The following is a 12,057-nucleotide window of genomic DNA, read 5'->3' on the forward strand; positions in this document are numbered from 1 at the left end:
GCAGTCAGTCGTCCTCGGCCTGGTCGGTGCCGAACAGGCCGAATTGTGCCGCCGCATCGCGCGAGGGCTCGGCGATGCCGAGATGGCGGAACGCGTGCGAGGTGAGCAGCCGGCCGCGCGGGGTGCGCTGGAGATAACCGCACTGGATCAGATAGGGCTCGATGATGTCCTCGATCGCATCGCGCGGCTCGGACAAAGCTGCGGCCATCGTCTCGACACCCACCGGGCCGCCGCCATAGTTCGTCGCGATGGTCGTGAGATAGCGGCGGTCCATGGCATCCAGGCCCGCGGCGTCGACCTCGAGTGCACTCAGCGCGTGGTCGGCAATCTTGCGGTCGATCTTGTCGGCATCGGCCGCCGAGGCGAAATCGCGCACCCGGCGTAGGAGGCGGCCGGCGATGCGCGGCGTGCCGCGGGCGCGGCGCGCGATCTCGTTGGCGCCGTCGGCACTCATGCCGACATTGAGCACGCGCGCGCCGCGGCTGACGATGCTCTCGAGCTCCTCGATCGTGTAGAAGTTCAGCCGCACCGGAATGCCGAAGCGGTCGCGCAAGGGGTTGGTGAGCAGGCCGGCCCGCGTGGTGGCGCCGACCAGCGTGAACTTCGACAGCTCGATCTTGACCGAGCGCGCCGCCGGGCCTTCGCCGATGATGAGGTCGAGCTGAAAGTCCTCCATGGCGGGATAGAGCACCTCTTCCACCGCCGGGCTGAGGCGGTGGATCTCGTCGATGAAGAGCACGTCGCGCTCTTCGAGATTGGTGAGAAGGGCTGCGAGATCGCCGGCCTTGGCGATAACAGGACCCGACGTGGCGCGAAAGCCGACGCCGAGCTCCTTGGCCACGATCTGCGCCAGCGTGGTCTTGCCGAGGCCGGGGGGACCGACGAACAGCACGTGATCCAGCGCCTCGCCGCGCTTGCGCGCGGCCTCGATGAAGATCGAGAGATTCTTGCGCGCCTGCTGCTGGCCGACGAAATCGGACAGCGATTGCGGACGCAAGGCCGTGTCGCCGACATCGTCGCTGCGACGCTCGGGCGAAACCATGCGGCTGGCCTTGGGATCGCTCACTCAGCGAACTCCTCGTAGGGTGGGCAAAGGCGCCCTTCGCGCAGTGCCCACCATTTCTCCGATCAATCCAAAGGTGGTGGGCACGCACTGCTTTGCCCACCCTACAAGATCGAGCGTTGCAGTGCTCACTTCGCGAGCTCCTTCAGGCCAAGGCGAATGAGCTGCGCGGTTTCGGCGCCCTCACCGGCGCTGCGCGAGGCCGACGCGATCGCGGCAGCCGCCTGCGGCTGGCCGTAGCCGAGATTGACCAGCGCTGAGATCGCATCCGCCACCGGGCGCGGCGCGCGCTGGTCGTCGACGGCGCCGGCCAGATGCACCACGGCGGGATCGACGCTGGCGAAGGCCGGCGCCTTGTCCTTCAGTTCGGTGACGATGCGCTCGGCGACCTTGGGGCCGACGCCCGGGGTGCGCGCCACCGCCGCCTTGTCGCGCAGCGCGATCGCATTGGCGAGGTCGGCCGGCGCCAGCGTGCCGAGCACGGCGAGCGCGACCTTGGCGCCGACGCCCTGCACGGTCTGCAGCAGGCGAAACCATTCGCGCTCCTGGTCGGTGCGGAAGCCGAACAGCTTGATCTGATCCTCGCGAACATAGGTCTCGATCGAGAGCACGGCGGCCTCGCCCGGCTTGGGCAGATGCTGCAGCGTGCGCGTCGAGCAATGCACCTGGTAGCCGACGCCGCCGACGTCGAGGATCACGAAATCCTCGCCGTAGGAATCGATCAGGCCCTTGAGCTTGCCGATCATCGAAATGCCTCAAATCGCATCACGCCTGCCTGCGATTTCGTAGAAATATTCGAGCGTCTCGTAACTGACATCCGGATCGACCTCCTCGCTGAACGCCACGAAGCCAATCTGCTTGCCATCTTTGCTGTAGAGCCACGTGAGTCCCGCCTCATCGGCCTTCTTCTCGAGAAATGCAGCTCGGCTTGCCGACATCCGGCCGTCGGCAGCTCCGTAAACTGCCTGCATGAAATCGTCCCAATCAAACCAAACTTGATTCCGACCATTCTCGTGGCGCTTCACCTCGATGGACTTCAGGAAATTCACGACGCGGTCCTGCTCGACCTCTTTGCTCATCCTTTCCGGTTTCCACCTACGCAGCGGACTCGTCGGCATCTGGCCAGCAGATTTATGTTTGGACGCAGTGCGCATCGAGATCTTCTTCGCCTTGCCCATGAGAGTCCTCCGATCGAACTCCCGCGAGACATAGCGAAGAATTAAGAAATAAGCAATCTTATTTTAAAATTATTGATTAAGCGCCACCTTCAGCCGCAGCGCGGTGCTCTGGCGGTGATGGGCGTGGGTGATGGCGATGGCGAGCGCGTCGGCCGCGTCGGCCGATGGCGGATCGGCCTTGGGCAGAAGGATCTTCAGCATCATCGCGATCTGGGCCTTCTCGGCGTGACCGGCGCCGACCACCGTCTTCTTCACCTGGTTCGGCGCGTATTCGGCGACCGAGATGCCAAACATTGCGGGCGCCAGCATGGCGACGCCGCGGGCCTGGCCGAGCTTCAGCGTCGCAACGCCGTCCTTGTTGACGAAGGTCTGCTCGACCGCGGCTTCCATCGGCTGATGGTTCGAGAGCACGGAAGCGAGCCCTTCGTGGATCGCGAGCAGCCGGCTGGCCAACGGCAGGTCGTTCGGCGGTTCCACAGAGCCGCAGGCCACATAGATGAGACGGTTGCCCTCAGCCTCGATCACGCCCCAGCCGGTGCGGCGCAGGCCGGGGTCGATGCCGATGATGCGGACGGGGCCACGAATCGGGAGCGCAGTCATGGGCCAGTGATAGCGGCTGGCCGCTGGAAGCGAAACAGAAACAGAACGGAAGTAACAGGGGAAGTGGGTCGGCGGGTGAGCGCCGCACTGCCCGCCACATACTCCGCCGTCATACCCCGCGAAAGCGGGGTATCCAGTACGCCTGGGCCTCTCCGCATGCCTCTGGCGTCTCTGGGATACTGGGTCGCCCGGTCAAGCCGGGCGACGACAGTGGAGACTGGGAGTGACGCCTCAGCCGCCCATCTTCGCGACCAGCGCGTCCGACACCTCGAAATTGGCGTAGACGTGCTGGACGTCATCATGCTCGTTGAGCAAGTCCATCAGCTTGAGCAGCTTCTCGCCGGTCTCGTCGTCGACAGCGACCGTGTTCTGCGGCTTCCAGATCAGCGCGGCCTTGCGCGGCTCGCCGAACTTGGCTTCGAGCGCCTTGGCGACATCGCGATAACCTTCGGTCGAGGCGTAGATCTCGTGACCGCCTTCGCCGGACACGACGTCGTCGGCGCCGGCCTCGATCGCGGCATCCAGCACGGAATCGTCATCAGCGACGCTGCGGTCGTATTCGATGATTCCGGTGCGGTCGAACATGAAGGAGACCGAGCCGGTTTCGCCGAGATTGCCGCCCGATTTGGTGAAGAAGGAGCGGATGTCGGAGGCGGCGCGGTTGCGGTTGTCGGTCAGCGCCTCGACGATCACGGCGACGCCGCCGGGGCCATAGCCCTCGTAGCGAATCTCGTCATAGTTCTCGCCGTCGCTGCCGAGCGCCTTCTTGATGGCGCGCTCGATATTGTCCTTCGGCATGTTCTCCTGCCGCGCGGCGATCACGGCGGCGCGCAGGCGGGGGTTCATGTTGGGGTCGGGCGTCCCCAGCTTGGCCGCGACGGTGATTTCCCGCGCCAGCTTGCCGAACAGCTTCGACTTCTGGGCATCCTGCCGCCCCTTGCGGTGCATGATGTTCTTGAATTGGGAATGTCCGGCCATGCGGGGTCTCTCGAGGAATCGTCAGCCAAAGGTAAGCGTGGGAAGCGCGGCCTTATAGGCCGCCAACCCGCCGGAATCAAAGGGCTCCGGCTGCCTCAAGGTAGCACTGTAGAGGTCGGTGCCGTAATGGTCCGTGCCAGGAGGTCGGGCATTGTTAACCCTGATTTCATTCCGGGCTGCGAAAATAGCGTCCGACCGTTCCCCGACAAGAGAGAGCTGATGGCGTTCGGACTATTTCGGAAGCGCCTGCCGGATCAGGCTGCGCCTGCGGCCGCCCCGGCGGCTCCGCAGCCGGCGGCCCATTCCGAGCCCGCTCACGGGGCCGAAACCGATTCGGCTCGGGAAATCCTGGAGTTGCTGGAACTCGAGCTCGGCGCCATGATTCGCCAGCTCGAGCGCGCCGCCAATTCGGTGGCCGGCGGCGCCGAGGCGACCGCCGCGACCCTTGCCGCCATCCGCGACCGCACCGATGCCCTGACCGGACGGACCAACGCGGCGCAATCGACCGCCTCGACCTTCGCCCATGCCGCCGACAAGTTCACCCAGTCCGCCCAAGGCATCGGGACCCAGGTTCGCGAGGCCGGCAAGCTCGCCGACGAGGCCAGCGCCGCGGCGCAGGAAGCCCGCGCCAATGTCGATCGCTTGCGCGAATCCTCCGCCGCCATCGGCAACGTCGTCAATCTGATCGCGCAGATCGCGCGACAGACGACGCTGCTCGCGCTCAACTCGACCATCGAGGCCGCGCGTGCGGGCGCCGCAGGCAGGGGCTTTGCGGTCGTCGCCACCGAGGTCAAGGCCCTCGCGGTGCAGACCCAGAGCGCGACCGAAGAGATCACGAAGAAGATCGACGCGCTGCAGCGCGACGCCGCCGGCTCCGCCGATGCCGTGCACCGCATCTCGCAGGCGATCGAGGCGATCCGCCCGGTGTTCGAGACCGTCAACGGCGCGGTCGCGGAACAGAACGCCACCACGAGCGAAGTCTCGGGCAACGCCGCCAGCGCCTCGGAATTCATCGTCTCGGTCGGCGAGAGCGCCGCCGAGATCGATGCGGCGACCAAGGCCGCCGAGACCCATGGCGAGAGCGTTGCCAGTGCCGGCAAGGCCGTCACCACCTTTGCGCGGAAGCTGAAATCGCGCTGCGCCGTGCTGCTCCGCCAGAGCGAGCACGACGACCGCCGCAAGACCGAACGGCTGCCGTGCCATCTCAAGTTCGAGAGCGCGCGCGGCGCGATGCCGGTCTACGAGATCTCGATGGACGGTGTGCTGATCGGCGGCGCGGACGCGGCCCGGCTCGCACCGCAAGCCATGATCGAGGGCACGCTGGAAGACGTCGGCGCCTGTCGCCTGCGCGTGATCGAGCAATCCAAGGCCGGCGCCCGCGCGCAATTCGTCGCCCCCAATGCCGAGCTCCGCGAAAGGATCGAGGACAAGCTCTGGTCGATCCACGAAGAGAACACCGAGTTCGTCACCCGCGCCATGGAGGCGGGCAACGCGCTGACTGGGATCTTCGAGCAGGCGGTTGCCCGCGGCGAGGTCGGGATCAACGACCTCTTCGACACCGACTATGCCGAAATCACCGGAACCGATCCGCAGCAATACCGCACGAAATATCTCGACTGGGCCGACCGCGCCCTGCCGCCGTTCCAGGAAGCCTTTCTGGCCAAGGACCAGCGCATGGCGTTCTGCGCCATGGTCGACCGCAACGGCTTCCTGCCGGTGCACAACAAGATCTATTCGCACCCGCAACGGCCGGGCGACGTCGCCTGGAACACGGCCAACAGCCGCAACAGGCGGATCTTCAACGATCCGGCGGGGCTCGCCGCCGCGCGCAACCTGCGATCGTACCTGGTCCAGAGCTATGCGCGCGACATGGGGAATGGAAATACGGTGATGATGCGCGAGATCGACGTTCCGATCCGCGTGCAGGGCCGGCACTGGGGTGGATTCCGCACGGCATACAAGCTCTAGAGCAGGTCTCAAAAAGGGTGCCGCATACTTCAAGTGGCCCCCGCTCGAAATAGAGAAATAGGGCGCAAATTTCGCCTGAGTGCACGCTCAGGCAAGACGCCGGCCGCGAATCATCCTTTTAAGCTGAATTGGAATGGGAATGCCGCCGTGAGCCGGGTTGCGGCTCTGTCTGGAGGACTCATCGAACATGTCCGTCGTACAACTTGCAGTCATGGACACCGGCTCCAATCGCACGCTGGCCGAGCGGCTGATTGACCAGCTTGCCGACCGCATCGGCGGGCTTGGTGTGGAACTCGCCGATATCGCCGGCAACGTTCAGGAAGTCGCAAGCCGCGTCGCAAACCAGTCGGAACGGTTCCACCATCTGCAGAAGACGGCCGAGACGATGGTCTCGGCCAACCACGACATCGCCAACGCCTCGCAGGCCGTGCAGACCACGACGTCGGCCGCGGTCGGCGAGATCGCGCAGTCGCGCAGCGCCGTCGACACCGCGGTCAGCCACATCTCCGAGCTCGTCGCAGCGGTGGAGCGGATCGAGGCGCGTCTCAGCGCGGTCGGCTCGGCGCTGGCGCAGGTGGCGAAGGTCTCGGGTTCGATCGAGGCGATCGCCAAGCAGACCAATCTGCTGGCGCTCAACGCCACCATCGAAGCCGCCCGCGCCGGCAATGCCGGCCGCGGCTTTGCGGTGGTGGCAAGCGAAGTGAAGAACCTCGCGGAAGCCACGCGCCAGGCCACGCACCAGATCTCCGACACCGTGCGCGACCTCGACGGCCAGATCGAAGGCCTGATCGGCGAGAGCAGCGACGCCTCGCAGCGCGCCAAGACCGCCGGCGAAGGCGCCCAGCAGATCTCCGGCATCATCTCGCGCGTCCAGCAGGGCTTCGCCTCCGTGGAAGCGGAGATCGACAGCGTGACGCGCGCGGCAACCTCCAATCTCGGACACTGCGACACCGTCATCAGCGAGCTCAACGAGCTCGCCAGGGGCGTCGATCTGTCCTCGCGCGACCTCAAGAACGCCGACGAGCGGGTGGCGAAGCTGCTCGACACATCCGAGGGCCTGATCGCGCTGATCGCCGACAGCGGCGTCGACACGACGGACACGCCGCTGATCCGGATCGTGGTCGACACCGCGAAGCGGATCTCAACCGAATTCGAAGCCGCGCTCGATCGCGGCGACATCACACTCGACCAGCTCCTCGACGAGACCTATCGCGAAATTCCCGGCACCGACCCGAAGCAATATCTCACCAATTACGTCGAGTTTACCGACCGCGTGCTGCCGGCGATCCAGGACCCGATCCAGAAATCGGATCCGCGCATCGTCTACTGTGTGGCCTGGGCGCGCAGCGGCTACCTGCCGACCCACAACCCGAACTACCGCCTGCCGCAGGGCAAGGACCCGGTCTGGAACAACGCCAATTGCCGCAACCGCCGCCTGTTCAATGACCGCACGGTGAAGAAGGTCGCCGCCAACACCAAGCCGTTCCTGCTCCAGACCTACCGCCGCGACATGGGCGGCGGGCAGTTCGTGCTGATGAAGGATGTGTCCTCGCCGATCATGATCCGCGGCAAGCACTGGGGCGCCTTCCGGATGGGATTCCGGCAGGGCTGACGGCCGCTCAATCAAGAATCTGAAAAACAACCCCATGCACAGTAGCCGGGGCATGCGAAATCAATGGCTTACGCCGACAGGCTGCGGCCCGTTTTGACCCGTCGGGCAAAACAGACGCATAATGCTATTATTCCGAAATTATCGTCATCCTCCTTCCTTCTCCCCTTGCGGGAGAAGGTGGCGCGAAGCGCCGGCTGAGGGGTCTGCCTACCGCGGGCAGAGCTGCGTGAGAATGAGAGAGGATCATGCGCGGAGACAGACCCCTCACCCGAGTGAGTCTGCATCGACTGGCGTCGCCGCCCTCTCCCACAAGTCGGCGTCGCGGATGATCCGTCGAACCACCGCCGACTGACTTTTACAATCGCACGACTTTCGTCATCGCACGACTTTGCGCGTTCGCACGAACATCTGCGGCGATCGACGGCGCGTGCGACGAAAATGCGCCAAAACATGACGATTATCATTCCAATTCGCCCAAAACGCTTGCAGCGACCGCTGCACAAATTCGTGAACGTCATGGCCTGACGCTTACGCCGCGCAAATATGCATCGCCAGAAATCTCGACGCTTCATCATTTCGCGTCGCTATGATTAGGGTCGCGCGAAATATCGACCTGATCGCCGCAAGCGATCGTCGAGCAAGGGGATGCATATGGCAATTGTTCTCACCATCAACGGCGAAACGAAATCGTTCGACGCGCCACCTGACATGCCGCTGCTGTGGGCGCTGCGCGACATCCTCGGCATGACCGGCACCAAGTTCGGCTGCGGCATCGCGCAATGCGGCGCCTGCACGGTGCATGTCGACGGCAAGGCGGTGCGCTCCTGCGTGTTGCCGGTCAGCGCCGTCGCGAACCGCACTGTCACCACCATCGAACATGTCGGCAGCACGCCCGCGGGCGCCAAGGTGCAGAAGGCCTGGCTCGAGGCCGAGGTGATCCAGTGCGGCTATTGCCAGTCCGGCCAGATCATGGCGGCCGCCGCGCTGCTGGCGGCAACGCCCAATCCTGACGACTCCGACATCGACGCCGCGATGGCCGGCAACATCTGCCGCTGCGGCACCTATGTGCGAATCCGCGAGGCCATCAAGCAGGCCGCCAACGGCCGGCAGTCGTGAGGTCCGCCATGAATGCACCCGACAACCTCTCCCGCCGCGCGCTTTTGACCGGCGGCCTTGCCACCGGTTTCCTGCTCGCCTTCCATCTGCCGCTGCGCGCCGCCGTCAACGAGCCGGTGCAGCCGGAGGACAAGACCGACGGCAAGTTCGCGCCGAACGCCTTCATCCGTATCGACCCGGAGGGGGTGACCACGCTGGTGATGCCGCAGGTCGAGATGGGACAGGGCATCTACACCGCGGTCTCGATGATCCTGGCGGAAGAACTCGACGCGGACTGGTCGAAGGTGCAACTGCTGCACGCACCGGCCAACGAGAAACTCTACGGCAATCCGATCTTCGTCATTCAGGCCACCGGAGGCTCCACATCGGTCCGGGCCTTCTGGAAGCCGCTGCGCGACGCCGGCGCCAGCGCGCGCGCCATGCTGGTGCAGGCCGCGGCCGCGCAATGGAACGTCGATCCCGCCAGTTGCACGACATCGAAAGGTGTCGTGACGCACAAGGCGAGCGGCCGGACGCTCGCCTATGGCGCGCTTGCGGCTGCCGCGAGCGGCCAGACGCCGCCCAACAACGTCCCGCTCAAGGACCCCAAGGATTTCGTCTATATCGGCCAGCCGTTCAAGCGGCTCGACACCCCCGACAAGGTCAACGGCAAGGCCGTCTACGGCATCGACGCCATCGTGCCGAACATGACGTTCGCGACGCTGGCGCAGTGCCCGGTGTTCGGCGGCAAGGTCGGCAAGGTCGACGACCGCGCCGCGAAGAAGATCCCGGGCGTGCGGCAGATCGTCGTGCTCGACGATCTCGTCGCCGTCGTCGGAGACCACATGTGGGCCGCGAAGAAAGGCCTCGACGCGCTCGACATCGAATGGAACGAGGGCCCGAACGCGAAGATCAATTCGAAAGCGATCTGGGACGATCTGCGCGCCGCCAGCGCCAGGGACGGCGTGGTCGCCAAATCCACCGGCGACGTCGCCAAGGGCCTCGCGACCGGTGAAAAATTCGAGGCGTCGTTCGAATTGCCGTTTCTCGCCCACGCGACGATGGAGCCGTTGAACGCCACGGTGCATTGCAAGCCTGATTCCTGCGAGATCTGGACCGGCACGCAGATCATGGCGCGCGTGCAGTCGGAGGCGGCCAAGGCCGCCGGGCTCCCGGTCGAGAAGGTGACGGTCAACCAGCACCTGCTCGGCGGCGGCTTCGGCCGAAAGCTCGAGCCTGACATGGTGGTCGCGGCCGTTCGTATCGCCAAACAGGTCGACGGGCCGGTCAAGGTGGTGTGGACCCGCGAGGAGGACATTCAGCACGACGTCTATCGGCCGGTCTATCGCGACACGATCGCGGCGACCCTGTCGGGCGGCAAGATCGTCGGCTGGAAATACAAGATCGCCGGCGCTGCGATCATCGCACGCTGGCTGCCGCCGGCGTTCCAGAAGGGCATCGACATCGACGCGATCGACAGCGCCACCGACGTTCCCTACGAGATCCCGAATGTCCACGTGGAATATGTGCGGGCCGAACCACCGGCAATCCCGACCGGGTTCTGGCGCGGGGTCGGCCCGAACAACAACGTGTTTGCCGTCGAGTGCTTCATCGACGAACTGGCGCGCAAGGCAGGCAAGGACCCGGTCGAGTTTCGCCGCGGCATGCTGGCCAATTCGCCGCGCTTCCTCTCCGTCCTCAACCTCGCGGCCGAGAAGTCCAATTGGGGGCAGCCTCTGCCGGCCCGCGTCGGGCGTGGCGTGTGCCTGCAGCCGTCGTTCGGAAGTTTCATCGCAACGGTCGTGGAAGCGGAGGTCGACGAGCAGGGTGAGATCAATCTGCGCCGCGCGACCTCGGTGGTGGATACCGGCATTGCCGTCAATCCCGATACGATCATCGCCCAGGTCGAGGGCGGCCTGGTCTTCGGCCTGACCGCCGCGCTCTACGGCGAGATCACCATCGAGAAGGGCCGCGTCCAGCAATCCAACTTCAACGACTACCGGATGCTGCGGATCAACCAGATGCCCAAGATCGAGGTTCACGTCGTGAGGAGCGGCGAGGCGCCCGGCGGAATCGGCGAGACCGGCACGACGGCGGGACCGCCTGCCCTGCGCAACGCGATCTACGCCGCAACCGGCGTGGCGCTGCGGCGCCTGCCCATCGATCGGAAACTGCTGGCTGCGGGGAAGAAGGCATGAGCGGCAAGATGCGTATCCTCACGAGCGTCGTTGTCATCGGCGTCGTCGCGGCAGGGCTCGGCGCCTGGATCATCCGCGGACCCGGCCCGCTCGACTTCGCCGGCGGCACGAAAGTGGCGCTGGCGGACTATCGGGCCGGCAAGCCGACCGGCGTGCCGGCGAAATTGGAGAAAGCGAGCCTCGTCGAGCGCGGCGAATATCTCGCCAAGGCCGCCGACTGCATGGTCTGCCATACCCAGCCGGGCGAGAAGGACTATTCCGGCGGGCTCGCCTTCAAGCTGCCGTTCGGCACGCTCTATTCCACCAACATCACGGCGGACAAGGACACCGGCATCGGCAATTACAGCGACCAGGATTTCCTGAACGCGGTCCAGCACGGCAAGCGTCGTGACGGCGCGCGGCTCTATCCGGCCATGCCATACACCTCCTACACGTTCATGACCGACGAGGACGTGCTGGCGGTGAAGGCGTATCTGTTCAGCCTGCCGGCGGTGCGCGCGAAAGCGCCCGACAACACGCTGTCGTTCCCGTTCAACCAGCGCTGGGCGATGATCGTCTGGTCGGCCGTGTTCAATCCGGACACGCGCTTTGCGCCCGATACCTCGAAGAGCCCGGAGTGGAACAGAGGCGCGTATCTTGCCGAAGCGCTGGCGCATTGCGGCGAGTGCCACACCCCGCGCAATCTCGGCTTCGCGCTGGACAACCGCAGGAAGTTCGCCGGCGCGATCACGGCCGGATGGCGCGCGTTCAACATCTCGTCCGACAAGGCGACGGGTCTCGGCAGCTGGAGCGACCAGAATCTGATCTCGTATCTGTCGCTCGGGCACGCACCCGGCCACGGCTCGGCGTCGGGCCCGATGGGTGAAGCGGTCGACCACAGCTTCAGCCAGTTCGCGCCTGAGGACATCCGCTCGATCGTTGCTTATCTGCGCAGCGTGCCGCCGGTGCCCTCGCCCGACCTCCCCGCCACCACGGCGCCCATCGCGCCTGCCTCGCACAAGGAGGGCGTCACGGCGGACGCGCGCGGCAAGATGCTGTTCGCGGGTGCCTGCGCCAGCTGCCACGGCTGGAGCGGCGAGAGCCCGGTCTCGCCGATGGCGACGCTGACCGGCACCTGGGCCGTCAACGACCCCGCCGCGACCAACGTCGCACAGATCGTGATCTCGGGCACGAAACGCCACACGCCGGATGGCGCGCTGTCGATGCCGGCGTTCGGCAATGCGTACACCGACGACGAGATCGCGGCGGTGGCGAACTACGTCACGGCGCGGTTCGGGACGAAGGGCTCGAAGCTGACGGCGAAGGACGTGGCGGAGCTGAGGAAGCAGACGGCGGAATAGGTCTCCGCCGCGTCTGACGCTGCAC

The 12,057-nt window shown here is 65.5% G+C and carries 10 protein-coding genes; 5 read left to right on the forward strand and 5 right to left on the reverse strand.

Annotation, left to right across the window (positions count from 1 at the left end):
• Positions 1–4: 4 nt before the first annotated feature.
• From ruvB to CO669_RS11375, 5 genes are all read right to left on the reverse strand, one after another.
• On the reverse strand, positions 5–1,042 hold the full coding sequence (gene ruvB / locus CO669_RS11355) for a Holliday junction branch migration DNA helicase RuvB (RefSeq protein WP_181769816.1): 1,038 nt from the start codon (positions 1,040–1,042) through the stop codon (positions 5–7).
• A 149-nt stretch (positions 1,043–1,191) separates the two neighbouring features.
• Positions 1,192–1,809, reverse strand: coding sequence for a Holliday junction branch migration protein RuvA (ruvA, locus tag CO669_RS11360; protein ID WP_097659895.1), 618 nt, complete (start codon positions 1,807–1,809; stop codon positions 1,192–1,194).
• Between the two features lie 9 nt (positions 1,810–1,818).
• Positions 1,819–2,241: a hypothetical protein gene (locus CO669_RS11365; protein ID WP_143278656.1), complete on the reverse strand. Its 423-nt coding sequence runs from the start codon at positions 2,239–2,241 to the stop codon at positions 1,819–1,821.
• Positions 2,242–2,310: 69 nt separating this feature from the next.
• The gene (gene ruvC / locus CO669_RS11370) at positions 2,311–2,841 is read right to left on the reverse strand and encodes a crossover junction endodeoxyribonuclease RuvC (protein WP_097659897.1); all 531 of its coding nucleotides are present in this window, start codon (positions 2,839–2,841) and stop codon (positions 2,311–2,313) included.
• Positions 2,842–3,072: 231 nt separating this feature from the next.
• Positions 3,073–3,819 (reverse strand): YebC/PmpR family DNA-binding transcriptional regulator, encoded by a 747-nt coding sequence (locus CO669_RS11375; protein WP_097659898.1) that lies wholly within the window; start codon positions 3,817–3,819, stop codon positions 3,073–3,075.
• A gap of 219 nt (positions 3,820–4,038) precedes the next feature.
• Between CO669_RS11375 and CO669_RS11380 the strand changes: the two genes are divergently transcribed.
• From CO669_RS11380 to CO669_RS11400, 5 genes are all read left to right on the forward strand, one after another.
• Positions 4,039–5,787 (forward strand): methyl-accepting chemotaxis protein, encoded by a 1,749-nt coding sequence (locus CO669_RS11380; protein ID WP_198963956.1) that lies wholly within the window; start codon positions 4,039–4,041, stop codon positions 5,785–5,787.
• Positions 5,788–5,974: 187 nt separating this feature from the next.
• Positions 5,975–7,399 (forward strand): methyl-accepting chemotaxis protein, encoded by a 1,425-nt coding sequence (locus CO669_RS11385; protein WP_097659900.1) that lies wholly within the window; start codon positions 5,975–5,977, stop codon positions 7,397–7,399.
• Between the two features lie 651 nt (positions 7,400–8,050).
• On the forward strand, positions 8,051–8,515 hold the full coding sequence (locus CO669_RS11390) for a (2Fe-2S)-binding protein (RefSeq protein WP_198963957.1): 465 nt from the start codon (positions 8,051–8,053) through the stop codon (positions 8,513–8,515).
• Between the two features lie 8 nt (positions 8,516–8,523).
• On the forward strand, positions 8,524–10,692 hold the full coding sequence (locus CO669_RS11395) for a xanthine dehydrogenase family protein molybdopterin-binding subunit (protein WP_198963958.1): 2,169 nt from the start codon (positions 8,524–8,526) through the stop codon (positions 10,690–10,692).
• Entirely contained in the window at positions 10,689–12,032 is a 1,344-nt protein-coding gene (locus CO669_RS11400; protein WP_097659903.1) for a c-type cytochrome, read from the forward strand. The genes CO669_RS11395 and CO669_RS11400 overlap by 4 nt, the downstream gene beginning before the upstream one ends.
• The last annotated feature ends 25 nt before the right edge of the window (positions 12,033–12,057 follow it).

The organism is Bradyrhizobium sp. Y36, assembly GCF_002531575.1.
In the GTDB taxonomy this organism is placed as follows: domain Bacteria; phylum Pseudomonadota; class Alphaproteobacteria; order Rhizobiales; family Xanthobacteraceae; genus Bradyrhizobium.